Origin of the sequence: Pseudomonas sp. BNK-44-b (genome assembly GCF_047456245.1) — a bacterium.
GTDB lineage: Bacteria > Pseudomonadota > Gammaproteobacteria > Pseudomonadales > Pseudomonadaceae > Aquipseudomonas > Aquipseudomonas machongensis.
This window is the reverse complement of record NZ_CP179908.1, coordinates 3,732,510-3,758,586: the sequence shown is the minus strand read 5'-3', so window position 1 is coordinate 3,758,586 and position 26,077 is coordinate 3,732,510. Positions and strand designations below refer to the sequence as shown.

Below are 26,077 nucleotides of genomic sequence, written 5' to 3'. Positions count from 1 at the left end.
TAACGATTTACAACACAGCCCCACTGATCAACGGCGATCAACAGGGGCCTCACACTGATGAGTACAGGCAAAGGCGCCTGGAGCTTCGGCTCCAGGCGCCTTTTTTTGTCTTTGCGTCGGGCAAGCCCCGCACACCGTGATCGAGGATCGGCTATGAAGGCAACAGCGAACGGCGGACAACGAGAGCGACTGGTCATTGTCGGCAACGGCATGGTCGGTCATCACCTGGTCGAGCAACTGATCGAGCGCGGCGCCCTGGCGCGCTTCGAGCTGCGCGTGTTCGGCGAGGAGCGCCAGCGCGCCTACGACCGTGTGCACCTGTCGGAATACTTCGCCGGCAGCAGCGCCGAGGCACTGGCCATGTGCGAGCCCGAATTCTACGGCCAGCACGGCGTGCATCTGCACTTGCACGAAGCGGTGCTGGAGATCGACCGCACGCTGGGCGAAGTGGTCACTGCCCAGGGCCGCTACGGTTACGACCGACTGATCCTCGCCACCGGCTCCTACCCATTCGTACCGCCGATCGAAGGCTCCACCGGTACCGCCTGCCTGGTCTACCGCACCCTCGACGATCTTGACGACATCCGCGCCTCGGCTGCCGGGGCGCGGCGTGGCGTGGTGGTCGGTGGCGGGTTGCTGGGCCTTGAGGCGGCCAATGCGCTCAAGTCGCTGGGGCTGGAGGCTCATGTCGTGGAGTTCGCGCCACGGCTGATGCCGGTGCAGCTCGATCATGAAGGGGGCGCAGCCTTGCGTGCGCAGATCGAAGCGTTGGGGGTAGGCGTGCATCTGTCTCGCGCCACCCAGTCGATCGACCCGGGCGAAGAGTATCGCCACCGCATGAAGTTCGATGGTGGTGAGTACCTGGAAACCGACCTGATCGTGTTCTCTGCCGGCATTCGTCCGCGTGACGCCCTGGGGCGTGCCTGCGAGCTGGAGATCGCGCCGCGCGGCGGTGTGGTCATCGACGGCAACTGCCGTTCAAGCGATCCACGGATCTTCGCCATCGGCGAGTGCGCGTCGTGGAACGGCAGCGTATTCGGCCTGGTTGCCCCGGGCTACAGCATGGCGCGCAACCTTGCTGCGCTGCTGGTCGGCGAGGCCAGTGCCGAGTTCACCGGTGCCGACATGTCGACCAAGCTCAAGCTGCTGGGGGTCGATGTCGGCTCCATCGGCGACGCGCACGGCGCCACCCCAGGCGCGCGCAGCTACCGCTATATCGACGAGGCCAACGCCAGTTACCGCCGCCTGGTGGTCGACGCCAGCGGCAAGCGGGTGATCGGCGCGGTACTGGTCGGCGACAACAGCTATTACGACACCCTGCTGCAGTACGTACAGAACGGCATCGCCCTGCCGCAGGATCCGGCGGCGCTGATCCTGCCGCAGAGCGGCGGCGCGCCGACTCTGGGCGCCGATGCCCTGCCCGACAGCGCGACCATCTGCTCGTGCCACAACGTCAGCAAGGGCGCGATCTGCGCGGCCATCGACAGTGGCTGCGCGGACCTGGCGGCGGTCAAGGGCTGCACCAAGGCGGCCAGCGGCTGTGGTGGTTGTGCGGGGCTGCTCAAGCAGGTGTTCGAGCACGAACTGACCGCGCGCGGCGTGACGGTCGACAAGAGCCTGTGCGAGCACTTTGCCTACACCCGCCAGGAGCTGTATGCGCTGGTGCGGGTCGAGGGAATTCGTACCTTCAACGAGCTGCTTGAGCGCCACGGCAAGGGGCATGTCGGTTGCGACATCTGCAAGCCGACCGTGGGCTCGATCCTCGCCTCGTGCTGGAACCAGCCGATCATGGACCCTTCGCTGGTACCGCTGCAGGACACCAACGACACGTTCATGGCCAATATGCAGAAGAACGGCACCTACTCGGTAGTGCCGCGCATCCCGGGTGGTGAAATCACCCCCGACAAGCTGATCGTGATCGGCCAGGTAGCGAAGAAATACGATCTCTATACCAAGATCACCGGCGGCCAGCGCATAGACCTGTTCGGCGCGCAGTTGCACGAATTGCCGCTGATCTGGGGCGAGCTGATCGAGGCGGGCTTCGAGACCGGCCATGCCTACGGCAAGTCGACCCGCACGGTGAAGTCGTGCGTGGGCAGCACCTGGTGCCGCTACGGCGTGCAGGACAGCGTCGCCATGGCCCTGCGCATCGAAGACCGCTACAAGGGCCTGCGCTCGCCGCACAAGCTCAAGTTCGCGGTGTCCGGCTGCACCCGTGAATGCGCCGAGGCGCAGAGCAAGGATATCGGTGTGATCGCCACCGACAAGGGTTGGAACCTGTACGTTTGTGGCAACGGTGGCATGCGCCCGCGCCATGCCGAACTGTTCGCGACCGATCTGGACGACGACACCCTGATCCGCCTGATCGACCGCGTGCTGATGTTCTACATCCGCACCGCCGACAAACTGCAGCGCACCTCGGTGTGGCGCGAAGGGCTGGACGGCGGGCTGGACTATCTCAAGGCGGTGATCCTTGACGATAGCCTGGGCCTTGCCGACGAGCTGGAAGCGCAGATGCAGCATGTGGTCGACCGCTACGAATGCGAATGGGCCAACGCCTTGAAAGACCCAGAGAAGCTCAAGCGCTTCCGCACCTTCGTCAACGACCAGCGGCCTGACCCGGATGTGCATTTCGTGCGTGAGCGCGAACAGCGTCGACCGGCTACGCCGCTGGAGTTGATCCCTACTGTCGAGGAGCTCGTTTGATGAACCTGTCCAATGCTGTCGTTGCACCACAGGATATCTGGCAGTCGGTGTGCCGGGTCGATGATCTGATTGCCGATTCGGGGGTGGTGGTCTGGCTCGACGGCGAGCAGGTCGCGCTGTTCTACCTGCCCGGGCAGGAGCAGACACTGTATGCCGTGGACAACCGCGACCCGCGTTCAGGCGCCAATGTTATCGGGCGGGGATTGATTGGCAGCCTGCAAGGCGAGCTGGTGGTGGCGGCGCCGTTGTACAAGCAGCATTTCAGCTTGCGTGATGGGCGTTGCCTGGAGGATGCGGGGCAGCGGTTGCGGGTGTGGCCGGTGCGGATGGAAGGGGGGCAGGTCGAGATTCGCTGTTTCTAGCAGGTATGGCTCCTGCCCGGCCTGTGCAGTACCTGTGGGAGCGGGCTTGCCCGCGAACACCGGCAAAGCCGGTGCCATCTACCGCGGTGTTTGCTTCGCGGGTAAACCCGCTCCCACAGGTACCGCGTAGACCTCGGGTCTGGCTCACTTTTGCAGGTCCTCGGATAAACGTGGCTCCACGGCTTTCAACTACCGCTGCGCGCACATTTGGCTTGAGGGGCACTCGCGGGAGCGTTGGTTTCAACGGGTGTTCTGAATCATAAGTCCTGCCACCTCACGCTTAGCGAATTGATATTGATGGTGAGTGTTCGCCTAAGTGATCCGGACATGATGTCGCATGAGATCTCGTCCTCGTCAATCGAAAGGCAATGCAGCCCGCTGGCGTAATTGAACGCCAGAAGCCTATCGTCAAGATACAGCGATGTCGAAACAGTACCGTCCAGTGAGTAGACCAACTCCAGCCGGAGGGGCCCTGTGCCGAGCTTGCAACTCCATTGTGCATACTCTGGATCGAAATCTGCGACGAGCCCGAGCACCTCGAGCAATGAGGTTTCGAACGAATCAATCATGGTTTTTGGGCGGGCTGAAAAAATTTATCACATCGTTCAGTGTGTTTTTTACGTATCCAGGAGGTAGGAAAATTTCTCGCACCACGTCATCGTCATGAGCTCTCCAGATGACTCGGTCCGTTGTTTCAAGCATGAGCAGAACCACCACATCGCCATCAAGGCATGGCGTCAGGTTCAGCGACAGGAACAGAGCACCAATTTTGCGAGAATCAATCCAGTTTTGAGCGTGCTCGTACCCTTGCTCGATCTGGGAAAGCACGGCCGATTTGTCCAGATTTCTTAGGGAGTCAGCGTAATCGAGATCATAATCTGCGAGTTTGACGTTGATCATGTTCAAGAAGGTGTCGATCTGCGTGATCTCTTCGTTGGCCCCGATGAGATGGTTGTCTAAAAATAGGTTCACGGCCATCCAACCTGACTTGAAGCTTGGTGTGCAGGTCGAGCAGCAGACTGAAAACAACTCTTTTTTCCCCGCATTATAGTAGCTCATGCTACCGGCCTTTTTTCGCATCGATGAGTGGACAGAACAGAGTGCGAACCATCGCCACGATTCAAATTCCTTTTGATGGCAGAGCCGACCTGACGATGTGCATTTCGATGGCGTGCTCATCGTCGCTCAGCGATATGATGAAATCGGGATCAGTCCCCAAGAAGGTATGAAGCATATTTTTGTACTCTGAGTGTCAGAAGTTTGTTACTCAGGATGTGATTCATTTTTTATGCGCGGGCGTTCTTGATTAGTTGCAAGCATTTGTTGTCTTTTTTGGTGGCTCAAGAATTTTGCATTTTTATTATTTTTAGCATGTCGTATTTCTAAGGGTGCTCGCGCTCAAAGGTGTTCACGGCGCATTCGTCAAGTTATTCTTCTTCGTATGCCCAAGAGATTAAATATTCCTGCAGGTGCCTGCTCAGGTTCAAATGTGCGGGCGTGAGGTTTGAAAGTGATAAGCTATTGGGCTCGGCCTGTCTTATCAGGTGGCTCGCACTGAGTTTGGCAATCATCTCAGTATCGGTGTCTGAGATTTTTGCTAGAGCACTCATGTCTTTATACTGCGAAATCAGAGATTCGTGCATACGCCATGCACTTATCTCTGACAAATCAGCTTCCGCTGCGATGTCTTTCTGCATGGAAAATTACTCAAGAGCGTATTGATAGCTGCCGGCGATGATCTCGACGTAGCTGTCGTACCCCGCGACGATGTAATGCTTCAATGAAAGAAAGTTGGCGGGGTCATAGAACGAATTCTTTTCTGCCAACAGCGCTGATTCGACGACTTCATAGAATTTTGGGTCAGGATGAAGTCCGGTCTCACGCCAAGTTTTTACTTCATCATCTTGATTGCCCAGGATTTCGTAGTTTTGATACTGGTGCTCGAAAAAATTGAGTGTTATACAGCGCAGTTCAGCGACGCGTTCGAAAACAAGCGTCGCCATGGCGTAGGTATTCTTTTCGATGTGTTCGAGTCGCTGAGCCTCAACCTGAATCGATGCAACACCTATTTCGTCGTAGCTTGCGTTGAGTTGAGTGGTGTTGATTAGAAAGTCAACGTTCTGGGGGAGAAGTTTTATCATACCGATGATCTCGTGCTGTTCATGGACAAGGTGATACGCGCGTCACGAGTCCTGACCCATCTTTGTTGCGGGTCAGATCAATCGACTTCGAGGGCGGTTTGTTTTTGAAGTCCTTTGTGAGGTGAGGAGGAGCATGCTGGTAGGGAACGAATATCGCATATTTTGGATATTTGTTTGCGCTTACGAGCGCAGCGAGCCCACGGTTGTTGAGTGTTACATACTTGCCGCTGACGGGATCTTTCGTATAGGCGATCAGCAGCTTGTCGGGAGACAGTTTATTAGTTCTTAGATCATCCGCTACGTCAAGAACAGGTCTACCTGCAATTTCGGGGACCTGGGCACCAATGGAGCTGAACTGGGGCGCAGCCCTGTTCTGGCCAAAATGCAGATCTTTCGGGAAATCCGTGAGTTCACCATGCTCGAATGGGTCGAATCCGCTCAGTCCCAGTGGGTCAATGCACGATGCGGTATTCGCCCCGTATTGATATAGGTTCACCCCGCCGATCAACCCAATCGGATCCTGCTGCGTAAACCGCCCCACCTCCGGATCATAGAACCTGAACGTGTTGTAGTGCAGCCCCGTCTCCCGGTCCAGGTACTGCCCCTGGAACCTCAGGTTCTGCTGACGGTTCTGTCCGGCATGGTGCCATTCTTCCCGACACTTGCCCCAGGTCTCGAATTCACCTTGCCACATGGTCGCGCCGTTTTCATCGGTGAGCTGCTCGGGCAGCCCGGCGAGGTTGGTGTGGAAGTAATGCAGCAGTTCGGCGCCGGGTGCGCCGTCGAGGCGGGCGAGGGGTTCGTAGCTGTCGCTGTCGGCGTAGACGTACAGGCTGGGTTTGTCGTCCTGGATTTCCTGCAACAGGCGCAGACCCTGCCAGAGGAAAAGGGTCTGGCTGACAGGGGTAGGGTGATCGTTGCGGTACAGGCGCTTGGCGATCCTGCGGCCGAGCGGGTCGTAGTCGAATACCACCCGCTCGTGCACCGGCCCGCGCTGCTGGTTTACGCGTACCAGGCGGTGCTCGGCGTCGTAGTCGAAGCGCTGGATCAGGTGCGCGCCAGTACGTTTTTCGCTGAGGCGGCCGAAGCGGTCGTAGCGGTAGCGCTTGTCCTGGTAGACCTTTAGGCGGTTGTGCCGTATGTAGCCTTTGATCGGGTAACCGTCGAGCAGGTTGCCGGCCTTGTCGTAGCCGTAGTGCTCGACCTGTTGGCCATTGCGATGAGGCAGTGTGCGGCTGGCGCCATGGATGCGTTCGGTCGGGCCATAGTCGTAGCGAACCTGGCCGCGCTGGACGTTGCCACTGGCGTCGGTGCCGAACAGGCGACCGATGATCTGGGCGTGCATGGTCGGCTCGCCGTCGCGGGCTCGCTGACACTGGATGAAGTCCTCGCCGATCAGGTTGTCACTGTCGTCATAACGATACTGCTTGCTCAGCAGGGCCAGGCTGCCGGGGCCTGCGCCCTGTACATGCAGGGCTTTTTCCAGCAGGCGCCCGGTGCTGTCGTAGCGGGTCCGGGTATGGATTCGGCCTTGTGTGCGCAGGACTTCGGCATGCAGCTCGTCGCGCTCGAAATCGCAGATCACACGGCCGTCGAGGTTGAGCTGATGCAAGTGGCCGCTGCCGTAGTACAGATGGTTGAGGCGTCGGCCATCAGGCAGGGTCAGGGTCTGCAGGTTGCCCAGTTCGTCATGTTCGTAGGCAAGCCGGCCCGCTTCACCGGTTTCACTCAGCAGTTGCCCGAGGGCGTCATGACTGAAGGCGAGCCGTTTTGGCTCTCCCTGCAGGTTGGTGAAGGTGATCGCCAGCAGGTTGTCGGCGAGGTCATATTCGTAGTCGGTGACGCCGTCGTCGGTGCGCTTGCGCAACAGGCGCCCGGCGTCGTCGTACTCGAAGTATTGCGACTGTATCGACGCTTCGGGTTCCGGCGGGCTGCCGGGGAACGTCGGCTCGGCGTCGCGTGCCGGGTGCAGCTTCGCCTCAATGACATTGCCCGCTGCATCGTAGCGATAGCTGTGACCGCCGCCATCGAGGTTGTGCTGGGCGGCCAGGCGGTCCAGGGCATCCCAGTGGAAGGCGTAGTGCTCGCCGTTTTCGTTTTCCAGACGTTGCAGGCGGTCGTGCGCATCCCAGGCGAAGCGAAGGGTGAGCCCCATGGCGTCGGTGCGTTGGCTGAGGCGCCCACGCTCGTCGTAGTGCCATCGGGTGAGCTGCTGCCCAGGGTCGATGTGCTGGGTCAACTGCCCCGACAGGTTTACCTGGTAGCGGTCGACGCGCCCGTCTGCGCGGGTGCTTTCCAGCAGGTGGCCACGGGCGTCGAAACGATAGCGGGTGCGGTTGTTGCGGCCGTTGAAGACTTCGCTCAGGTGACCGCGCTCGTCATAGCGCCAGAGGGTGGTGCGGTTGGAGCAGTCGCTGTAGCGAATCAGTTGCCCTCGGGCGTTCCATTCCAGCTGGCGGGTCTTGCCCTGTGCATCGATGACCTGTTCCACCCGGCCTTGTCGATCGTGACGGTAGCGCGTGGTGCGCCCCAGTGGGTCGGTGGTACTGATCAGATTGCCGCGGGTGTCGTAGGCGTTGCGATAGGTGCGGCCTGCGCCATCGCTGATGTGCGTGGGCAGCGCCCAGTGCTCTGTGTAGGTGGTGCGCTCGCAACGTCCAAGTGGGTCATGGCTTTCGATCAGGCGCCCGAGTGCATCGTAGTGGTATCGCCACTCGGCGCCTTGCGGGTCGATGCTCGCCAGCAACTGGCCCTGGACGACCTCTTCCTGCCAGCGCTGGCCCAGTGCATCTACGTACACCAATACCTCGTGCAACGGGCCCCACTCGAAATGTTCCTTGCGACCTAGGCTGTCGGTGACCTCGGTATGACCCTGCGCCAGGTCGTAGTGGAAGTGGTAGTCCTCGCCGTCTTCGCTCCAGTGACGGATCACCCGCCACTCATGGTCTGGCTGCGGCTCGAGCAGCGGCGGCAGGTTCGGTGTCGGACGAGGGACGGCGGCGAAGCGCTGCCACTGGTAATGGAAGGTCGCACCGCTGGCCAGGGTGTGACTGGCCATCAGGCCTTCAGGGGTATAGCTGAAACGTCGCAGCACCTGGCCGCCCGGCTCGTGTACTTCGCTCAGTTGACCGGCAGGGGTGTAAGTGTAGGTGGCGAGGGTTTCACGGCGTTCGACCACAAAGTCGTTGCCCTCGCGCAGGAACAGACGTTGCACCTGGCCGACGCGGCGAGCATGCACGCTGTCGTAGAGCAGTTCGACCACCGTGCGGCCAAAGGTGTCGACCAGGTACTGCAGGCGGCCGTCGTTGTCGTAGAGCAGGTCAAGGCGGTTGAGGTTGCGATCCCCCAGTTGCACCAGGCGTGAACGACTCGGGTCGTGCGGGTCGGTGCGCAGCACCTGGTACTGGCCGCTGTAGATGTCCTCGACCACGGTGATGCCGGCATCCTGATGGAAGAACGCCAGGCCGTCGAGGCTGCTGACCAGCGCGCTGCCTGGCTGCAGGCGCCCCAGTTCGATACGCGTGCCTTCCTCGTCGACATAGATCCACAGCTCGCCCCCTTCAGGGTGGGGGACACGCTCCATGCACACTTCATAAGGCAGGCTCCAGCCCAGGCCGAACACGCCGTCGCCGCGCGTGTCGTTACTGTCATAGCGCCGGGCCCACTCGATCGGCAGCAGGCCGGGGAGGGCGAAATCCAGGTCGTCAGGGCCATCGAGCAGCTTGGCACCGCTGGAGACGATCACCGGATGGCCCTTGCACTTGGGAATCATCGACTTTGGCTTGGGTGCCTTGCCCGGTCGTGAGCGGGCCTTGCCACCCCGGCGCGAGAGGAGCATGCCGGCGACGATGCCGATGATCTTCGCCAGTGCGCTCTTGCCATCGCGAATGTCGCGCACCGTCAGGGTGCCGCCGCCGATGCGCACATTGGGTGAGAAGGTCATGCCCACAGGGCCGTCGCAGGTGGTCTTGTCGCCGACCCGAACTGCGGGCTGGCCGTTGATGAAGACCTTGTCCGAACCCTGGGCGAGGAAGTTCTTGGCCGGGTGCTTGCTGCAGGTGATGGTATCCTCGCCCCTCTCCTGGGTGCCGGGATCGGCGGGTGTAGTGATCGGAGGGTTGAAGATGCTGGCGATGTCCTGGGCCATGCCGATGATCGGGAGCATCATCGAGGCGCCCAACATGGCGTAGGCACCTACGTTCTCCAGGATGGAGGGGGGCTCGGGGGTGTCGGGCGAAGCCTCGACGCCCAGGCTGATGCCGGCAGCACGGGCAGCGGGCACGCCATTGATATGGACGTTGGCGGAGCCGGTCAGGATGGCGCCATAGGGCTCGGGCGGGAACAACGAGTTGCCGACCCAGTCACTGAAGTCGGAAATGTGTTCGCCGATGCTCTTGTCGCCGCCGCCGGGCAGCGAACTGGCCGCGCCTACCAGCAGGCCGGCGGCCACCGGCACCAGTGCAGCCGCCGCCCCGCCGGTGCCGATGGTGGCGGCGACGGCGGCGCCCAAGGCCGCACCCACTGCGGCCGTGGCGGCCGCATAGACCACCGCCTCGGTCAGCGCGCTGGTGAGCTCGGCCATCAACGGTGGGTGCAGTATCAGGTCGTCCTTGCGGGCGGCGTGGAGGTCCTGCGCCATGAATCCGGGCTTCCTTGCTGGAGGGGTGTCAGCGTGTCTGCAGGCTCGCCTTGATGGCTTGCCAGTGCATGAGGTCGTTTTCCGTCAGCGGTGTCTCCTTGCTATAGCTCAGCACCATAAGACGCTGTGCCTGCACATGGGGATAGGCCAGTTGACGCTGGTGCGAGCGAATTTCGCCACGCTGGAACTGCAGGCCGACTTCCAGGCCCTGGATGACTTGCGCCATGCCGCAAGTCGTGGCTTGAGGCTCGGTGATGTGTGCATCGAGGCGACTGCGCAGTTGTTCGAGCTGCTGGCGGTAGACGATGTCGAAGGACTGGTCTGCGGGGAGCGGGCTGCGGGCGATCACCAAGGTGGTGCCGCGTTCGGGGAACGTCAGCATGTTCATGCTGCTGTCCTGCGGCAGCTCTGCGCCCAGGTCTAGTGATAGGTCCTGGGTTTGGTAAAGCGACATCGGTTGGCTCCTTGCCGGGGAAAGCTGCACCCTACAAAGCCAAGCGCCTTGAGGGCAAGCTGCGCATTGTCAGAATGGGATCGAGTCGTTGTAGGAAAGGGTATTCATAGACGACTTGCAGCTCTCATGCACACCGTTACACTGCCGTGCATGAACCTCGATACCCGCATCAAGTACCGCCATTTGCTGTGCTTTCTGGAGATCGCCCGTCAGGGCAGTCTGGCCAGGGCGGCCGATGTCCTGGCGATCAGCCAGCCGGCCATTTCCAAGACGCTCAAGGAGCTTGAGGACTTGCTCGAGACGCGCCTGTTCGAGCGCACCCGACAAGGCGTCGAGCTGACCTCGGCGGGTACCCGCTTCATGCGTTACGCCGGGCCCAGCGTCCAGGCCCTGCGCGAAGGCGTCAGCACGGTGCGCGGCGAGGCCAGGACGCCGTCGCAGGTGCGCATAGGGGTGCTGTCCACCGTCGAGGGGCTGTTGATGCCGGAGGTGCTGTGCCGCCTGCATCAACGTCATGAAGCATTGGTGATCAGCGTGGTCACCGGGGTCAGTGCGCAGTTGCTGGGGCAACTGCGCCTGGGTGAGCTGGAGCTGGTGGTCGGGCGGATGACCGACAGCCCGCAGATCCAGGGCTTGTCGTTCGAGCATTTGTACAGCGAATCCATGAGCCTGGTGGTGCGTCCTGGCCATCCATTGCTGGCACGCCAGCCACTGGAGCGGGCCAGGATCGGCGACCATGCCCTGGTGCTGCCGCCAGCAGGCACCACCATCCGCCAGCACGCCGACAGCCTGTTCGTGCAGTGTGGCATTGCCATGCCGGCTCAGCGCCTGGAGACCCTGTCCCTGGCCTTGAGCCGGCGTTATCTGCTGGGCAGCGACGCGGTCTGGGTGGCGCCGCGCGATGCAGTGCTGATCGATCTGCGCCGCGGTGAACTGGTCGAGCTGGACCTCGGTGTTCGCGAGCCTGGAGGCTCGGTGGGGATCTGTCGAAATACTGCATTGACGCCCGATGCGAGCGGGGAGTGGGTATGTGCAGTGTTGCGTGAAGTGGCCGGTCAGTTTCGCGAGGGAGCGTTTCCCTGACCTGCCACTTCCAAGGTTTGAACGGGTCAGGATTACTCTGGTTTGAGGGAAATGGCGATCACGCAAGGGATGTTATAGCCATTTTGGTGTTGCTCGTCGTTACCGCAGAACAACATCCGTTGCTTGCCGCTGTCGATGGCGATGGACATGGACCCTGAGTTTACAAAGAACCCGTCAGATGGGTAGATATCACCAAGTTGCCCATGGCCGTCCGGGGGCATGAAGGATTTGTCGAGTGTACCGTCATAGTTATACCGCACCGCCAGAGAGCGAGTATAGAAACGGCCAAATCCTACAATCATTTTTTTGTACTGAATCATGGCATTCCAACCACCGAGTTTTTCAAAAATCACGATATTGCCATGGTTGAATGTTTTATCGGGCTTGCCGTCAGGCGTAAGCCTATAAACGATTGGATTTGCTGCGCCAACTGACGCGTTCCAACGATACCCATATAGCAAAATCGACTCGGGCGATTGTGTAACGCTCATTCCGTTTGGAGTGATGTCCGGGTCAGATGTATGAATCCCGTTTTCACCAAACGAGGTATCGAGTTCACCGTCCTTGGTCAGTGCGCAGGTCAGGCAATGGGCTATACCGTTTGAGTGTGCAACAGCCGAGAAGACGAGGCGCTTCTGGTTGCCGGGCGCGGAAATCACAGCCATTCCCGTGCCATAAAAATATGAGTACTTCTCGGGTATCACAGCCTGGAGCAGCTGATGACCAGCAACCCCGAACGACATGATTCTTTCACCTTTCTCATCCAATGCCAAAATACCATACTGATCGGTACTGGGGCTCGCGGTGATAATGAACCAGTTCGTTTCAAAGGAGACTAGGTGTGTCATACCAAACCTATAGCCCAGCATGTCTGTAACATTGACGTAGCCTTTGCCTTGCCCGAACGACTCATCGGGTTTCCCCGCGGGGGTCAGCTTCCATAGATATTGAGCATCATTCCGAGTACTTGCTGCCACCAAGAGGTTACCCGTGGTGTCCTCGGCCACGGCTGTTACAAAGTTGTATCTGGCAGTTTCTGTGTCGAAATGAAACTTTCCGCGATCGCCGAAGCTCGAAACTTCCTTACCATAACGATCAAGGCAGGTGATGAATACAATTAAGGTATGAGTGCCTCGGTTTTCTTGCCAAGCCGCCACATAGAAGCGGTTTTCATCGTGGCGGCTGGCAAGAATAAGTTCGGGCTCGCCTACCGAAGGGCGTTCTTTGCTGGTGAAATAGGCGTAGCCGTTGGTGCCGTAACCAAGATCGAAAGGAATCTTTTGCTCTTCAGCTTGATCATGCTCCACTCTGATTGGCGGGGGTGACGCAGGATCGCGCTGAGGAGCTGTTGGATCTACATGGTTATCGACCTCGGGTTTCTGTTTCATCACGGTGGTCCTTTGCGAGGATTATGTGCACCTCAAACTTAATTACCTGTGGGTATTGGCACAACTGGCAGAGTTGTCAGGTACTGCGCTCGTGCACAGTCACTCGCGCAGGGATTGCTCGGTGACAAAGGGTGACAACGATGAACCTTCGTTCATACAGGAACTTCCTGCCACAAACCCGCTCCTATGCCGGTAGCCATTGGTCATGGCCGCCTGATAAGCTCGCGGCTTTACCCTGATTGCCCTCATGGCGCATGAACAAGGAAATAGCATGAAACAGCATCGTTTGGCGGCTGCGGTTGCCCTGGTAGGCCTGGTCCTGGCTGGCTGCGACGCTCAGACCAGCAGCGTCGAGCTGAAGACCCCAGCACAGAAGGCCTCCTACGGTATCGGCCTCAACATGGGCAAGAGCCTGGCGCAAGAAGGCATGGATGACCTGGACTCCAAAGCGGTGGCCCTGGGTATCGAGGATGCGGTCGGCAAGAAAGAAGCCCGTCTGAAGGACGAAGAGCTGGTTGAAGCCTTCACCGCCCTGCAGAAACGCGCCGAGGAGCGTCTGGCCAAGGCCAGCGAGGAAGCGGCCGCCAAGGGCAAGAAGTTCCTTGAGGACAACGCCAAGAAGCCGGGCGTGGTCACCACCGCCTCGGGTCTGCAGTATGAAGTCGTGAAGAAGGCCGACGGCCCGCAGCCCAAACCGACCGATGTGGTTACCGTCCACTACGAAGGCAAGCTGATCGATGGCAAGGTCTTCGACAGCTCCATCGAGCGCGGCAACCCGATCGACCTGCCGGTCAGCGGCGTGATCCCAGGTTGGGTCGAAGGCCTGCAACTGATGCACGTCGGCGAGAAATACAAACTGTACATCCCGGCCGAGCTGGCTTACGGCGCCCAGAGCCCGAGCCCGCTGATCCCGGCGAACTCGGTACTGGTGTTCGACCTCGAGCTGCTGGCCATCAAGGACCCGAGCAAGCTGGACGCCGAGCCTGCCGAAGCGCCGGCCAAGTAATCTGGCAACTGCGATACCTGACGCCCCGTTTCGACGGGGCGTTTTCATTTGGGCCGCACGCTTGACGCGAACGCCGCGGGTGTCTCACTGTCTGAGCATGAGGTACCTTGAAGCGTACCCAACCGCACGCCTGACGCAAATCGTTTGCCTGTCTGAAACGGTTGTGTAAAAAACGCCCGATCTGAGCGGGACCCTTGCCCCGTGGGCGCCCAGCGCCTGAAAACGCTGCCCTGTTCACAAGGTTATCCACAATAAATGTGGATAACCTTCCTGGCTGATGCTGGAGACACCATGAGCGCACCCTGGAATTTTGCCCGTTTCCTGCCGCTGGCCGAGCGCCTGCTCAGCCGTGGCCGCCTGCCGGCGCTGCTGTTCGCCGTGGCCCGCAAGGGCCCCAAGCTGGGCCAGTTGCGTGACGACCTGCGCCTGATGCAAGGCCTGTGTCTGGCCTGGTGGCGTGGCGAGTATCGTGCTGTAAGCCCCAAGGCGCTGGTGACCATCGTCGCTGGCCTGCTGTATTTCGTCAGCCCCCTGGATGCCATTCCGGACTGGATCGTCGGTGTCGGCTTTCTCGATGACATCGCCGTGCTGGGGTGGGTGCTGAAGACCGTCGGCGACGAGCTGGCGCGCTTCAAGGCCTGGCGCGACAGCCAATCACCCGAGCGCCTGCGGGTGGTCGAGCGTCTGCCGGACAGCCCGGAAGCGTTGCGCTTGGAACGTCCTCACCCTTGATTTTGGCCTGACCTGCACAGACTCCTGCACTTGGTCATATAATTGGCATAAGCATTATGCCGACGGATTACATGCAGTGAGGGGGTTGTATGGGTATTCAGGTCATCAGTCGGGACGGTCAGCCCGAGTATGCAGTTGTTCCCTGGGCCCAGTACCAGGCGCTGCTCGCGGCAGCCGGGCAGGCGCCAGCCAATAGCGACGAACCTCAGGCTGCAGTCACTGAAGGCCGTGGCGAAGTCATCGAGCAAAGCGCCAGCTTGCCCGCCCTGGGTGAGCTGGCGCAGTTGCGTCAGGCCAAGGGCCTGGCCCCCGAGCAACTGGCCCGCAGCGTCGGCATCAGCCCCTCGTACCTGGCCATGATCGAGTCGGGCGAGCGTGTGCCTGATGCGGCGATCCAGCGTAGCCTGGCGTGGCACCTGGGAATCGCCGGCTGGAGCGAGCCATCATGAGCCAGGTCAGGATCAGTCGTCAGCAATGGCAGCGCCTGCTGGACGAGCTCGACCTGGCCCGCCGTCAACGCCACCTGCTCACCTACAGGGCGCTGCTCGAGCGCCTGGAGCTGCCCACCCCCGCCATGCAAACCCTGACCGCCGCCCTGGAGTACCTGGCGCTGCTCGACGCGCGCGCCGAGCAGCCGCTGCGCAGTTCGCTGGTGATCAGCCAGGGGGCCAGCCGCCTGCCGCGTACCGGCTTCTTCGAGTGTGTCGAGCGCCTCGGGCGGTTTTCCGGGCCGGTCGATGGCATGGAGGCGGCGTCGTGGCATGCATCCGAAGTGGTGCGGGTGTTCGAGTTCGCTTACCCCGAAGAAGTGACGGCAGGGTAGGGCTACAGCACCCCGGTATCGATCAGGCTCAGACTGGGCCCGGCTGTATCCTTGGCCTGGCGCTTTGCCTGCGAAGCGAGATCGGCCAACTGCGCCGCATCCAGGCTGGCACAGCATTCCGGTCGCAGCAAAACCACGCCGATCGACAGCGACAGCAACGGGAAGGTCTCCCGCTGCCCTTGGCGGTTGTGGGCGATGAAGCAACCGGCCTCCAGGTGCTCGCTGCGATAGAAACGTCGACATTCGCGTAGAAAATCATCGATCAGCTGGTGCAGGCGCTCGCGCCAATCGACCGACCCCAAGACCAGCATGAAATCATCACCGCCGATATGCCCGACGAAGTCGCGGCGCGGATCGACGCTGTCGTTCAGACACTGGGCCAGGCACAACAACACCTCGTCGCCGCGGGCATAGCCATAGATATCGTTGAAGGGCTTGAAGCTGTCGATGTCGACGTAGCACACCGCCGCTGCACGCTGTTGCTCCAGCAGGCGGGTCAGGCACTGGCGGATTGGAACGTTGCCTGGCAGCAGGGTCAACGGGTTGGCGTAGCGGGCCTGCTGGATCTTCTGCTCGGTGATCAACTTGAGCACATCGATCACTCGACCCAGGCCCTGGTAGCGACCACCGTGGGTGATGATGAAATCTTCCTCGATGCGCTGCCGTGCGCGGCTTGTGAGCAGGCGGCTGACCTGCTGCAGCGACTGGCTGCGCTCGACTGCGAGGAAGTCTTCGTTCATCAGTCGGCTGATCGGCTTGCGGGCGAACAGGTCGGTGCCGAACGGCTGGAGCAGAACGTCGGACAACGAATGCCGATGGACGATACCGCAGGGGTGGCCCTGGGCATCGAGCACGGCCAGGGAGTTGAGATTGGCCTGGCGGCGAAACGCTTCCAGCACCTGCTGGGTCGGGGTGTCCAGCGCAACCGCAGGCTGCTCGATCAGCAGTGCGGCGAGGTCGCTTCCTTCCTCGTTGATCATCAGTGCGCTGCCGTGCGCCGGGGGCAGCAGATTCAGGCCCTCGCGCGGGGGGAATTCCTGAGGGCGGCCGAGCAGGTAGCCTTGCAACAGGTCGACGCCCATGTCGGCCAGTACGGTCAGCTCCTCGCCCAGCTCGATGCCCTCGGCAATCACCTGGGCCTTCGAGGCGCGGGCGATCTGCAGGATGGAACCAACGAATTCGCGTTTGAGCGGATCCTGATGGATGCCGTCGATGAAGTGTCGGTCGATCTTCACGTAGTTCGGACGCAGCTCCGACCACAGGCGCAAGCTCGAGTAACCGGCACCCAGGTCGTCCAGTGCGATGGAAAAGCCCATGTCCCGATAGTGATGCAAGGCGTTGGACAGCAATTGGAAGTCGTCGGTGGGGGTTTGCTCGGTCAGCTCGATCACCACACGGCTGGGTTGCAGACCGACCTGCTCGAGCATTTTCAGGGTACGCCCGGAAGGATATTGCGGCTCCAGCAGCGACTCGGGCGAGACATTGAGGAACAGCTTGCCTTCGAGCCCCTGCTCGCTGAAGCGTCGGCATGCGTTCTCCCGGCACAGCACTTCCAGCTCGCTCAGGCGCCCCGCCTGGCGGGCGATGGCGAACAGGTTCAGGGGTGAATGCAGAGGGCTGTTGGACGGTCCGCGGCTGAGCGCCTCATAGCCGAGGATGCGTCGCTCGGAAAGGCAGATGATCGGTTGGAACAGGCTGTGAATGCTGCGTTGAGCCAGGATGGCGCTCAAGGCACTGAGCTGTTCGGTGACGGTCATGGACTGCTTCCTGAAAATGAAAAGGCCGGACGTTTTGGCGTCCGGCCCTTCTATTTCACGACAGTGCGATGACTGTTTGATGACAGGTCACATTAATCTGCCATCACCTTATCGAGTCGCTTATTTCTTAGCCACCTGCGAGCTCAGGCGCAGGTAGTCGAGCAGGATGCGACCGGTTTCGGCCAGGTACGCATCATCTTCTGGCTTGGCGTCGTCCTTCTCCTCGGGCAGGGCGTCTTCGTCGACCTTCTTCAGTTCCTTGAGCGGCTCTTCGCCCTTGGCCTTGCGTCGGGTGTTCTCCAGCGCCAGTTGCTTGGCCTCGATTTCGTCGTGGCGGGTACGGCGATCCTGCTCGTTGAGGCTGACGGTCTTCTCGTTCATCAGGCGCTGGGTCAGTGCCAGGCGGTCGCGGATGTAGGTGAACTCGGCATCCTTGACGCTACGGGCTTCATGCTGCGCCTTGAGCTGGGCTAGGAATGGCTTGAACGGATCGGCTGCCGGTTTGACCACCGGGCGGATGGTGTCCCATGGCATGGCTTCGGGCAGGGCGCTCTCGCCGATTTCCTTGGTGTCGATGATCGACGGGTAGTCGATGTCCGGCAGTACGCCCTGGTGCTGGGTGCTCTGGCCGGAGACTCGGTAGAACTTGGCCAGGGTGAGCTTCAGCTCGCCATGGTTCAGTGGCTGGATGGTCTGCACGGTGCCCTTGCCGAAGGTCTGGCCACCGATGATGAGCGCGCGGTGGTAGTCCTGCATGGCGCCGGCGAAGATCTCCGAAGCCGAGGCCGAGAGGCGGTTGACCAGCAGTGCCAGCGGGCCCTTGTAGAAGGCGCCGGGGTTCTCGTCCTCGAGTACGTCGACGCGGCCGTCGCTGTTGCGTACCAGCACGGTCGGGCCTTTCTCGATGAACAGGCTGGTCAGTTCGGTGGCTTCCTGCAGCGAGCCGCCGCCGTTGTTGCGCAGGTCGATGACCACGCCGTCGACCTTCTCCTTCTGCAGTTCGGTGAGCAGTTTCTTCACGTCGCGCGTGGTGCTCTTGTAGTCCGGATCGCCAGCACGGTAGGCCTTGAAGTCGAGGTAGAAGGCCGGGATCTCGATGATGCCGAGCTTGTAGTCGCGACCGTCCTGCTTGAGCTTGAGCACCGATTTCTTCGCCGCCTGCTCCTCGAGCTTGACCGCCTCGCGGGTGATCGAAACGATCTTGGTAGTCTGGTCGTTCGGTGCGTTGCTCGCGGGGATGATTTCAAGACGCACCACCGAGCCTTTCGGGCCACGGATCAGCTTGACCACTTCGTCCAGGCGCCAGCCGACCACGTCGACCATTTCCTTGTTGCCCTGGGCAACACCGATGATCTTGTCGGCAGGGGCGACCTGCTTGGTCTTGGCCGCAGGGCCGGCCGGTACCAGGCGCACGATCTTGACCTGGTCGTTGTCGCTCTGCAGCACCGCGCCGATGCCTTCGAGCGACAGGCTCATGTTGATGTCGAAGTTTTCGGCGTTGTCTGGCGACAGGTAGTTGGTGTGCGGATCGTAGGACTGGGCGAAGGTGTTGATGTAGGCCTGGAAGATGTCTTCGGCACGGGTCTGGTCCAGCCGCGCCAACTGGTTCTTGTAGCGCTTGGTGAGCGTTTCCTGGATCTGCTTGGGATCCTTGCCGGCCAGTTTCTGGCGCAGCACTTCATCTTTGACGCGCTTGCGCCACAGGTCGTCGAGCTCGGCCTCGTTCTTCAGCCACGGAGCGTCCTTACGGTCGACCAGCAGGTCTTCCTTGACGGTGAAGTCGATCTTGTCGACGCCCTTGTTCAGTTCGGCCAGAGCGAAGTCCAGGCGCGATTTCACGCGGTCCAGGTAGCGCTTGTAGATGGTGAAGCCAGGGTCGAGGTTGCCGCTCTTGAGGAAGTCGTCGAACTGCGTCTTCCACTTGTCGAATTCGGCGATGTCACTGGCCATGAAATAGCTGCGTGATGGGTCGAGCAGTTTGATGTAGCTGTCATAGATGATGACCGAGCGGGCATCATCCAGCGGCGGCTTGCTGTAGTGATGGCGCTTGAGCAGCTCCACCACGTTGAGGCTGGCGACGATCTCGTCGCGGTCCGGCTGCAGGCTGTCCCATTTGTTGGCGGCGGCCGCATTGCCACCGAGCGTGAGGCTGCCGAGGCCGACCATGAGGGCGAGGGCGGTGCTGGGGAGGAAATGCTTCATGCTGATTCGACGTGGGGGCAATTGATCACGCATAGTAGGCCGTCTTTTCCGTACGCCGGTTCCATGAAACCGGCTGAATACTGCAAAAAACCCGGGACATGGCGATCCCGGGCTCAGTCATGACTCAACTATGGAGGCACTGTGAAGGCATTGCAAGGCGTTGACGGACATGTAGCCTGGGTCGAAGCCGAACGTCCGGTTTGCGACGCGGGGCAGGTACGCATTCGAGTGGCTGCGGCCGGGTTGAACCGCGCCGACCTGTTGCAGATGAAGGGTTTGTACCCGCCGCCACCCGGCGCAAGCCCTTACATGGGGCTGGAGTGCGCCGGGGTGATCGAGGAGGTGGGTGCGGGGGCAGATTGGCGCGTGGGCGATCGGGTCTGTGCGCTGCTGGCCAGTGGCGCCATGGCCGAAGAAGTGATCGTGGATGCCCGCCATGTGCTGCCGGTGCCCGAGGGCCTGAGCCTGCACGAAGCGGCCGCGCTGCCTGAGGTGTACGCCACGGCCTGGCTGAACATCTTCCAGCTCGGGGCGGCCAAGGCGGGTGAGAAGGTACTGGTGCACGCCGGTGCCAGTGGTGTGGGCTCTGCGGCCATCCAGTTGGGCAAGGCGTTTGGTTGCCCGGTATGGGTCAGCGTCGGCTCCCAGGAGCGCCTGGACTACTGCAAGGCACTGGGTGCCGCAGGAGGTGTGGTGCGTAACGAGAACCTCGACGCGCTCAAGGGGTTCGGGCCGTTCGATGTGATCCTCGACCCGGTAGGCGCGAGCTATGGCCCGCTCAACCTGGAGCTGCTGGCCCGCGACGGCCGCTGGGTGATCATCGGCCTGATGGGCGGGCGCAAGTTCGAAGTGGACCTGGCGCTGGTGCTGGGCAAGCGCCTGGAGATCACAGGTTCCACCCTGCGCAATCGTGACGATGGCTTCAAGGCCGAGTTGCTGCGCGACCTGCAGCAGCAGGTGTGGCCGCTGTTCGCCGAAGGGCGGTTGTCGCCACAGTTGGTCGATACCTATCCGGTGGAGTTCGCCCATGCGGCGTATGCGGAGCTTGAGAGCAACCAGGTATCGGGCAAGCTGGTGATGGTGATCGACCCTGACCTGGCGTAAGCAGACCCGGCCTCTTCACGGGTGAAGAGGCCGGAACAGGGGCAATGGATCTCAGGACCAGCTCAACACAGGCCAGCCATTGGTCTGGGCATGCTCGCGCAGCACCGGGTCTGGATTCACCGCATACGGATGGTCGACCTTCAGTAACAGCGGCAGGTCGTTCCGTGAGTCGGAATAGAAGCTCGCGCCCTCCAGGTTCTCCTGCTCCTGATCCAGCCATTCCAGCAAGCGAGTGATCTTGCCCTCGCGGTAGGTCAGCACGCCGTGGGTCTTGCCGGTGTACACGCCGTTGATCGCCTCCAACTCGATGGCCAGGTATTCGTCGACGCCCAGGCGTGCGGCGATCGGTCCGACAAGATGCGTGCCGGAGGCGGAGATGATCAGGATGCGATCGCCCTTGTTGCGGTGTTCGGCGATGCAGCGACAGGCATCGCCATAGATGATCGGCTCGATCACATCCTCCACCCAGGGCTCGACCAGATGCTCGACCTCCTCCAGCGTGCGCCCGGCGATGGGCTCCAGGCTGAACGCCATGTAGTCCTCCATCTGCAGGTGACCCTTGCCGTACGCCTCCATCAGTTCATGGTCGCGACGCAGGAATTCCTTGCCGTCCACCCAGCCCAGCCGGGCCATCTGTTCGCTCCACAGCGACGCGCAGTCACCGTGGATCAGGGTTTCGTCCAGATCGAAAATCGCCAGTGCCATTGCTTGAATCTCCTTAAGCCACTTCCCGCAGCGCGGTGGGGTCGATCGACAGCGACACGCGCTGCCCGTCGGCATACAGATCGGCAGACGAGCGATTGAGCACGTCCACCACCACCTCCACGCCGCGCGACTCGACACGGTAGCGGATCACGTTGCCGAGCAGGCTGTGACTGCGGATCTGGCCGTCCAGTTCACCGTCCAGGCCCAGGCTGATGGACTCGGGACGGATCGCCAGGCGTGCGCTGACCGGGCGCTGCAGCAGGCGGCTGGCGCTGTCGGCGTCGAGCAGGTTGTAGTTGCCGATGAAACCGGCGGCGAACAGGTCGACAGGTGCGGTGTAGAGGGTTTCGGCGTCGCCGCTCTGGACGATGCGCCCCTGGTTGATCAGGACGATGCGGTCCGACATGGTCAGCGCCTCTTCCTGGTCGTGGGTGACGAAGATGGTGGTCAGCCCCAGCTCGCGCTGGATCGCGCGGATCTGCTCGCGCAGGTGTTTGCGGATACGCGCATCCAGCGCCGACAGCGGCTCGTCGAGCAGCAGCAGGCGCGGGCGGGTGACCAGCGAACGGGCCAGCGCCACGCGCTGGCACTGACCGCCCGACAGCTGGTGCGGATAGCGTCCGGCAAAACTGCCCAGCTCCACCAGCTCCAATGCCTCGTGCACACGCGCCTGGCTCTCCTCGGCCTTGACCTTCTGCATGCGCAGGCCAAAGGCGACGTTCTGTTCAACGGTCATGTTGGGGAACAGCGCATAGCTCTGGAACACCATGCCGATCCCGCGCTTCTGCGGGCTGAGTGGCACGATGTCCTGGCCGTCGAGCAGGATACGGCCGCTGTCGACAGGTGTCAGGCCGGCGATGCAGCGCAGCAGGGTGGACTTGCCGCACCCCGACGGGCCGAGCAGGGTGACGAACTCGCCGCGTTCGATGTTGCAGTCGATGTTCTCGAAGACCGGGCTGCCGGCGTAGCTCTTTTGCAGTTTCTGGACACTGACGAAGCTCATCAGGATTTATCCTTGTTCAGGCGGTTGGCGACCCAGGTCAGTACCAGCACGAAGGCGAAATAGGAGATCACCAGCGCGCTGTTGAAGTGGCCGCTGCTGTTGCGCATGTTGTTCAGGTAGACCTGCAGGGTTTCGTAGCGGGTGCCGACCAGCAGGTTGGCGAACACGAATTCGCCGAACAGGAAGGAAAACGACAGCAGCAACGCCACCATCAGGCCCTTGCGCAGATTGGGCAGTACCACCAGAAGGGCGGCTTGCCAGGTGCTGGCGCCGAGCAGTTGCGCAGCGTCCATCAGGTCGCGCAGGTTGATCGCCTGCAGGTTGTTGGTGATCGCCCGGTACATGAAGGGCAGAGCGATGGTGAAATAGCAGCCGATCAGGATCCACGGCGTCCCGACCATGGCCATCGGCCCGCTGCCGTACAACTGCAGCAGCCCCACCGAAGACACCACCGGCGGCACCGCGAAGGGCAGCAGGATGAGAATGTTCATCAGCGCGTCGAGCTTGGGGAAGTGGTAATGCACCACGAACAGCAGCGGCAGGATCAGCACCACCGACAGTACCAACGCTCCCACGCAGACGATCAACGACTGGCCGAAGGCGGCGAGAAATCGCGGCTCGCTCCACAGTTGCACGTACCACTTGAGGGTCAGGCCGCTGGGCAGCAGGCTCGCCGACCAACTGGTAGCCAATGAGTAGAGCAGGGTGCCGGCCAGGGGCAACAGCAGGATCAGGAACAGCAGGTACACCACGGCGCGGTGGTACCAGCCGCCCTTGTGTGATTCAGCGCGCATGGTAGCTCCTTTTCAGCAGCCATTGATGGACCACCGTCACCAGGGTCATCAGCCCCACCAGCACCATGGCCAGCGCGCTGCCCAGGTTCGGGTCGAGGGTGATGTCGCCGGCCACCAGGGCGGCGATACGGATTGGCAGCACGTTGAAGTTGCCGGTGGTCAGGGCATAGACGGTGGCGTAGGCGCCCAGGGCGTTGGCCAGCAGGATGACGAAGGTGCCCAGCAGTGCCGGCGTCAGCACCGGCAGGCCGATGTGCCGCCAGAACTGCCAGTGGCTGGCACCGAGCAACGCGGCGGATTCGCGCCAGTCCTCGCGCAGGGCGTCGAAGGCCGGGTAGAGCAGCAGCACGCCCAGCGGAATCTGGAAGTAGGTGTAGACGATGATCAGGCCGGTCTTGGAGTAGATGCTGAAGTCGCCGAGCAGGCCGATCTCCTTGAGCGCCAGGGTCAGTGCGCCGTTGAAGCCCAGCAGGATGATGAAGGCGAAGGCCAGTGGCACGCCGGCGAAGTTGCTGGTCATGTTGGCGAAGGCGCTGACGAAGTCGCGCAGGCGCGAATCGACCTGGCGCAGCGAATAGGCGCCGAGGGTGGCGATGACGATGCCGAACAGGCTCGACCAGAAGCTGATCTCGAGGCTGCGTTCGATGGCCTGCAGATAGAACTTCGAGGCGAAGATCTTGCTGAAGTTGTCCAGGCCCCAGCCACTTTCACTTTGCAGGCTGGCGATGGCGACCCAGACCAGCGGGGCGATCTGGAAGATGATGAAGAAGATGGCGAAGGGCAGCAGGCAGAGCAGGGCCAGGTGGCGGCCGCGGTGGCTGGAATTCACTTGAGCAACTCCCGGCAGACCGGTTTATCGTGGGCCGCGCCGAGCAGTTCGCAGATCGTGCCGCACAGCTCGGTCTGCAGGGGCTTGGCGGCGGGGTCGAGGCTGAAGGCGTCGCCGAAGACGAACAGCGGCACCTCGCGCTCCTCGGCCAGCAGGCCATTGTGCGAGCGGTCGTTGTTCATGCCGTGGTCGGCGGTGACCAGTACCTGATAGCCCTCTTCGAGCCACAGTGGCAGGTAGTCGGCCAGCAGGATGTCGGCGCTGCGTGCGGCGTTTCGGTACTGGCTGCTGTCCAGGCCGTGGCGGTGGCCGGCATCGTCGATGTTCATCGGGTGCACCAGCAGGAAGTTCGGGGCATGACGGCGGCGCAGGTACTCGGCGTCGGCCAGCAGGTGCGAATCGGGGTAGTGATCGGCGTAGTAGAACAGCCCGTGCTGGATCGGCAGCTTGGGCGCGTGGGTATGGCGGTCGCGGATCGGATCGAAGGGCGAGCGGTTGTACAGTTCGCTCATCCAGTGATAGGCCGCAGCTGCAGTGCCCAGCCCGGCTTCGCGGGCGTAGTGGAAGACGCTGCGCTGATTGGACAGGCGATTGACGTTGTTGTGCACGATACCGCTGTCGATCGGCGCGACGCCGGTGAGGATGCACTCGTACAGCGGGCGTGACAGTGACGGCAGTTCGCATTCCACGCGGTACAGTGCGGCGCGGTCGGCCTCGACGTAGGCATGCAGATGGCCCATGGCGTGGTGTGCGACCTGGTGGTTGAGGCCGTCGAGCAGGACCAGGATGACGTTGTGTTGCATGTTGGCTCCGCAGAGGAATGGGTCGGTACCGCGTCGTCCTTTTCGCGGGTAAACCCGCTCCCACAGGTATCGCGCAGGCCCGGAAGCTTGTGCTGCACCTGTGGGAGCGGGCTTACCCGCGTAAGGGCCGTGTCAGGCGCTGGAAAACCCCGCCGTCACTCCATCTCGATGATCACCTGCTCCTGCCACTTCTGCGGCAGGGCCTTGGAGGTCTTTTCCCAGGCGTCGGCGTTCTTGATCGGCTGGGCGGCCTGGTACTGCTCGTTGGGCAGCAGCTTGGCCTGGACATCGGCGGGCAGCTTCAGGTGCTCGGCGCGGATCGGGCGGGCGTGACCGATGGCCAGGTTGGTCTGGCCGGCGTCGCTGAAGATGTATTCGCGGGCAAGCTTGGCGGCGTTCGGGTGCTTGGCGTACTTGTTGATGATGGTGGTGTAGCCGGAAATCACCGAACCGTCGGACGGGATCAGCACTTCGAAACGCTTCGGATCGATCTGTTCGCGGTAGCTCAGGCCGTTGAAGTCCCAGACCACGCCGACTTCCACTTCACCTTTCTCGAGGGTCTGGATGGTCGGGTTGGCCAGCGACAGACGCTTCTGCTGGGCCAGTTTGGTGAACAGCTGCAAGCCCGGCTCGATATTGCTTTCGTCGCCCTTGTAGGCGATGGCGGCGGCCAGCACGCCGTTGGCGGCTTGAGCTGCGGTGCCGACGTCACCGATGGCGACCTTGTACTTGCCTTTTTCCAGGTCGTGCCAGGTTTTCGGGCGTTCGTCTTCCTTGACCAGGTCCTTGTTGATGATGAAGGCGATGGTGCCGGTATAGGCCAGCGCCCAGTGACCGTCCTTGTCCTTGGCCCACTCCGGCACTTGGTCCCAAGTGCTCGGCTTGTACGGCTGGGTCACGCCCTTGGTCACGGCGATCGGGCCGAAGGCGGCGCCGACGTCACCGATGTCGGCACTGGCGTTGTCTTTTTCAGCGTCGAACTTGGCGATCTCCTGGGCCGAGCTCATGTCGGTGTCGCTGTGCTTGAGGCCGTACTTCCTGGCCAGGTCATCCCAGGTGCCTTTCCAGTTTGCCCAGGCATCCGGCATGCCCACGCTGTTCACCGTGCCTTCCTTGCGGGCGGCGTCTTCCAGGGCCTTGAGGTCGGTATCGGCGGCCATGGCCGTGGTGCACAGGGCGATGGCCGAGCCCAGCAGTGACGCCATGAAGAACTTTTTCATCCGAAGCTCCTTTGGTGGGTGCCTTGCAATCGTTGTTATGAGCGCTGTTGTGAATGCTGCGGTGCAGACCTTGCCGAGAACCTTTGGTCTAGGTCAGCAAACCTTGAGCCAAGGTAGGCCTGTTGCATGACAGTTTGATGTAGGACGGGCCCGCCAAAGGGGGGGCTAGAGTCCTGAAAACAAAGCGTAGACCAGAACCCGGCCCTTTATTCGCGGGGCTTGGCCCGATTCTGGCAATCGCGGTGCAAGAGCTTTGTCACAGGATCTTCATCAGCTGTGCCTAGGCTTGCTCTATTCTCCAGTTGCCCTGTTATGGGGCTGGACTA

Annotated in this window: 22 protein-coding genes; 8 read left to right on the top strand and 14 right to left on the bottom strand. The window is 61.5% G+C overall.

Translation table 11 applies throughout. From position 1 onward, the window contains the following. Positions 1-153 precede the first annotated feature (153 nt). Together nirB and nirD are read left to right on the top strand one after the other, a co-directional pair. Positions 154-2,706 carry a nitrite reductase large subunit NirB gene (gene nirB / locus ACMGGG_RS17220; RefSeq protein ID WP_414154117.1) on the top strand — a complete coding sequence of 851 codons (2,553 nt, stop codon included), beginning with the start codon at positions 154-156 and terminating at the stop codon, positions 2,704-2,706. Further along, complete coding sequence (gene nirD, locus ACMGGG_RS17215) at positions 2,706-3,068, top strand: nitrite reductase small subunit NirD (RefSeq protein WP_151926318.1); 363 nt, start codon at positions 2,706-2,708, stop codon at positions 3,066-3,068. Before nirB ends, nirD begins: the two co-directional genes overlap by 1 nt. 561 nt (positions 3,069-3,629) lie before the next feature. On the opposite strand, the gene ACMGGG_RS17210 is transcribed toward nirD, so the two are convergent. The 5 genes from ACMGGG_RS17210 to ACMGGG_RS17190 form a co-directional block, all read right to left on the bottom strand. After that, positions 3,630-4,127, bottom strand: coding sequence for an Imm42 family immunity protein (locus ACMGGG_RS17210; RefSeq protein WP_414154116.1), 498 nt, complete (start codon positions 4,125-4,127; stop codon positions 3,630-3,632). 368 nt (positions 4,128-4,495) lie between these two features. Continuing rightward, a complete protein-coding gene (locus tag ACMGGG_RS17205; RefSeq protein WP_414154115.1) occupies positions 4,496-4,765 on the bottom strand; it encodes a hypothetical protein in 270 nt (89 codons plus the stop codon). A 6-nt stretch (positions 4,766-4,771) separates the two neighbouring features. Further along, positions 4,772-5,209 carry a hypothetical protein gene (locus ACMGGG_RS17200; RefSeq protein WP_414154114.1) on the bottom strand — a complete coding sequence of 146 codons (438 nt, stop codon included), beginning with the start codon at positions 5,207-5,209 and terminating at the stop codon, positions 4,772-4,774. A 19-nt stretch (positions 5,210-5,228) separates the two neighbouring features. Further along, complete coding sequence (locus ACMGGG_RS17195; protein WP_414154113.1) at positions 5,229-9,848, bottom strand: RHS repeat-associated core domain-containing protein; 4,620 nt, start codon at positions 9,846-9,848, stop codon at positions 5,229-5,231. A 28-nt stretch (positions 9,849-9,876) separates the two neighbouring features. Next, complete coding sequence (locus ACMGGG_RS17190) at positions 9,877-10,302, bottom strand: DcrB-related protein (protein WP_414154112.1); 426 nt, start codon at positions 10,300-10,302, stop codon at positions 9,877-9,879. Between the two features lie 150 nt (positions 10,303-10,452). Here ACMGGG_RS17190 and pcaQ point away from each other — a divergent pair, with 150 nt between their 5' ends. Beyond that, positions 10,453-11,385, top strand: coding sequence for a pca operon transcription factor PcaQ (pcaQ, locus tag ACMGGG_RS17185; RefSeq protein WP_063546857.1), 933 nt, complete (start codon positions 10,453-10,455; stop codon positions 11,383-11,385). Positions 11,386-11,417: 32 nt separating this feature from the next. Here pcaQ and ACMGGG_RS17180 read toward each other — a convergent pair whose 3' ends face one another. Further along, positions 11,418-12,773: a hypothetical protein gene (locus ACMGGG_RS17180; protein ID WP_414154111.1), complete on the bottom strand. Its 1,356-nt coding sequence runs from the start codon at positions 12,771-12,773 to the stop codon at positions 11,418-11,420. A 271-nt stretch (positions 12,774-13,044) separates the two neighbouring features. Here ACMGGG_RS17180 and ACMGGG_RS17175 point away from each other — a divergent pair, with 271 nt between their 5' ends. From ACMGGG_RS17175 to ACMGGG_RS17160, 4 genes are all read left to right on the top strand, one after another. Beyond that, positions 13,045-13,779: an FKBP-type peptidyl-prolyl cis-trans isomerase gene (locus tag ACMGGG_RS17175; protein ID WP_054890905.1), complete on the top strand. Its 735-nt coding sequence runs from the start codon at positions 13,045-13,047 to the stop codon at positions 13,777-13,779. Between the two features lie 291 nt (positions 13,780-14,070). After that, positions 14,071-14,511: a YkvA family protein gene (locus ACMGGG_RS17170; protein WP_063545813.1), complete on the top strand. Its 441-nt coding sequence runs from the start codon at positions 14,071-14,073 to the stop codon at positions 14,509-14,511. Positions 14,512-14,600: 89 nt separating this feature from the next. Further along, entirely contained in the window at positions 14,601-14,960 is a 360-nt protein-coding gene (locus ACMGGG_RS17165; protein ID WP_063545812.1) for a helix-turn-helix domain-containing protein, read from the top strand. Then, positions 14,957-15,334 carry a hypothetical protein gene (locus tag ACMGGG_RS17160; RefSeq protein WP_054890902.1) on the top strand — a complete coding sequence of 126 codons (378 nt, stop codon included), beginning with the start codon at positions 14,957-14,959 and terminating at the stop codon, positions 15,332-15,334. The genes ACMGGG_RS17165 and ACMGGG_RS17160 overlap by 4 nt, the downstream gene beginning before the upstream one ends. Positions 15,335-15,336: 2 nt before the next feature. Here ACMGGG_RS17160 and ACMGGG_RS17155 read toward each other — a convergent pair whose 3' ends face one another. Both ACMGGG_RS17155 and ACMGGG_RS17150 read right to left on the bottom strand, forming a co-directional pair. Further along, a complete protein-coding gene (locus ACMGGG_RS17155) occupies positions 15,337-17,091 on the bottom strand; it encodes a bifunctional diguanylate cyclase/phosphodiesterase (RefSeq protein WP_414154110.1) in 1,755 nt (584 codons plus the stop codon). 120 nt (positions 17,092-17,211) lie between these two features. Beyond that, positions 17,212-19,293, bottom strand: a complete 2,082-nt coding sequence (locus ACMGGG_RS17150; protein WP_172964815.1) for a carboxy terminal-processing peptidase — start codon at positions 19,291-19,293, stop codon at positions 17,212-17,214. 141 nt (positions 19,294-19,434) lie between these two features. Here ACMGGG_RS17150 and ACMGGG_RS17145 point away from each other — a divergent pair, with 141 nt between their 5' ends. After that, positions 19,435-20,397, top strand: a complete 963-nt coding sequence (locus ACMGGG_RS17145) for an NAD(P)H-quinone oxidoreductase (protein ID WP_414154109.1) — start codon at positions 19,435-19,437, stop codon at positions 20,395-20,397. Between the two features lie 51 nt (positions 20,398-20,448). On the opposite strand, the gene ACMGGG_RS17140 is transcribed toward ACMGGG_RS17145, so the two are convergent. The 6 genes from ACMGGG_RS17140 to ACMGGG_RS17115 form a co-directional block, all read right to left on the bottom strand. Next, on the bottom strand, positions 20,449-21,102 hold the full coding sequence (locus tag ACMGGG_RS17140; RefSeq protein WP_112898948.1) for an HAD family hydrolase: 654 nt from the start codon (positions 21,100-21,102) through the stop codon (positions 20,449-20,451). A 13-nt stretch (positions 21,103-21,115) separates the two neighbouring features. Beyond that, positions 21,116-22,105, bottom strand: a complete 990-nt coding sequence (locus ACMGGG_RS17135; protein ID WP_414154108.1) for an ABC transporter ATP-binding protein — start codon at positions 22,103-22,105, stop codon at positions 21,116-21,118. After that, positions 22,105-22,899, bottom strand: coding sequence for an ABC transporter permease (locus ACMGGG_RS17130; RefSeq protein WP_054895577.1), 795 nt, complete (start codon positions 22,897-22,899; stop codon positions 22,105-22,107). The genes ACMGGG_RS17135 and ACMGGG_RS17130 overlap by 1 nt, the downstream gene beginning before the upstream one ends. Continuing rightward, positions 22,889-23,728 (bottom strand): ABC transporter permease, encoded by an 840-nt coding sequence (locus ACMGGG_RS17125; RefSeq protein ID WP_054895576.1) that lies wholly within the window; start codon positions 23,726-23,728, stop codon positions 22,889-22,891. The genes ACMGGG_RS17130 and ACMGGG_RS17125 overlap by 11 nt, the downstream gene beginning before the upstream one ends. Then, positions 23,725-24,531, bottom strand: a complete 807-nt coding sequence (locus ACMGGG_RS17120; protein WP_125931639.1) for an alkaline phosphatase family protein — start codon at positions 24,529-24,531, stop codon at positions 23,725-23,727. Before ACMGGG_RS17120 ends, ACMGGG_RS17125 begins: the two co-directional genes overlap by 4 nt. Before the next feature lie 155 nt (positions 24,532-24,686). Next, entirely contained in the window at positions 24,687-25,751 is a 1,065-nt protein-coding gene (locus ACMGGG_RS17115; protein ID WP_054895574.1) for an ABC transporter substrate-binding protein, read from the bottom strand. Between the last annotated feature and the right edge of the window lie 326 nt (positions 25,752-26,077).

What these genes read in the sequence shown, in the direction of transcription:
- nirB (WP_414154117.1), top strand. Translation starts at nt 154, where the DNA reads ATGAAGGCAACAGCGAACGGCGGACAACGAGAGCGACTGGTCATTGTC.
- nirD (WP_151926318.1), top strand. Translation starts at nt 2,706, where the DNA reads ATGAACCTGTCCAATGCTGTCGTTGCACCACAGGATATCTGGCAGTCG.
- ACMGGG_RS17210 (WP_414154116.1), bottom strand. Translation starts at nt 4,127, where the DNA reads ATGAGCTACTATAATGCGGGGAAAAAAGAGTTGTTTTCAGTCTGCTGC.
- ACMGGG_RS17205 (WP_414154115.1), bottom strand. Translation starts at nt 4,765, where the DNA reads ATGCAGAAAGACATCGCAGCGGAAGCTGATTTGTCAGAGATAAGTGCA.
- ACMGGG_RS17200 (WP_414154114.1), bottom strand. Translation starts at nt 5,209, where the DNA reads ATGATAAAACTTCTCCCCCAGAACGTTGACTTTCTAATCAACACCACT.
- ACMGGG_RS17195 (WP_414154113.1), bottom strand. Translation starts at nt 9,848, where the DNA reads ATGGCGCAGGACCTCCACGCCGCCCGCAAGGACGACCTGATACTGCAC.
- ACMGGG_RS17190 (WP_414154112.1), bottom strand. Translation starts at nt 10,302, where the DNA reads ATGTCGCTTTACCAAACCCAGGACCTATCACTAGACCTGGGCGCAGAG.
- pcaQ (WP_063546857.1), top strand. Translation starts at nt 10,453, where the DNA reads ATGAACCTCGATACCCGCATCAAGTACCGCCATTTGCTGTGCTTTCTG.
- ACMGGG_RS17180 (WP_414154111.1), bottom strand. Translation starts at nt 12,773, where the DNA reads ATGAAACAGAAACCCGAGGTCGATAACCATGTAGATCCAACAGCTCCT.
- ACMGGG_RS17175 (WP_054890905.1), top strand. Translation starts at nt 13,045, where the DNA reads ATGAAACAGCATCGTTTGGCGGCTGCGGTTGCCCTGGTAGGCCTGGTC.
- ACMGGG_RS17170 (WP_063545813.1), top strand. Translation starts at nt 14,071, where the DNA reads ATGAGCGCACCCTGGAATTTTGCCCGTTTCCTGCCGCTGGCCGAGCGC.
- ACMGGG_RS17165 (WP_063545812.1), top strand. Translation starts at nt 14,601, where the DNA reads ATGGGTATTCAGGTCATCAGTCGGGACGGTCAGCCCGAGTATGCAGTT.
- ACMGGG_RS17160 (WP_054890902.1), top strand. Translation starts at nt 14,957, where the DNA reads ATGAGCCAGGTCAGGATCAGTCGTCAGCAATGGCAGCGCCTGCTGGAC.
- ACMGGG_RS17155 (WP_414154110.1), bottom strand. Translation starts at nt 17,091, where the DNA reads ATGACCGTCACCGAACAGCTCAGTGCCTTGAGCGCCATCCTGGCTCAA.
- ACMGGG_RS17150 (WP_172964815.1), bottom strand. Translation starts at nt 19,293, where the DNA reads ATGAAGCATTTCCTCCCCAGCACCGCCCTCGCCCTCATGGTCGGCCTC.
- ACMGGG_RS17140 (WP_112898948.1), bottom strand. Translation starts at nt 21,102, where the DNA reads ATGGCACTGGCGATTTTCGATCTGGACGAAACCCTGATCCACGGTGAC.
- ACMGGG_RS17135 (WP_414154108.1), bottom strand. Translation starts at nt 22,105, where the DNA reads ATGAGCTTCGTCAGTGTCCAGAAACTGCAAAAGAGCTACGCCGGCAGC.
- ACMGGG_RS17130 (WP_054895577.1), bottom strand. Translation starts at nt 22,899, where the DNA reads ATGCGCGCTGAATCACACAAGGGCGGCTGGTACCACCGCGCCGTGGTG.
- ACMGGG_RS17120 (WP_125931639.1), bottom strand. Translation starts at nt 24,531, where the DNA reads ATGCAACACAACGTCATCCTGGTCCTGCTCGACGGCCTCAACCACCAG.
- ACMGGG_RS17115 (WP_054895574.1), bottom strand. Translation starts at nt 25,751, where the DNA reads ATGAAAAAGTTCTTCATGGCGTCACTGCTGGGCTCGGCCATCGCCCTG.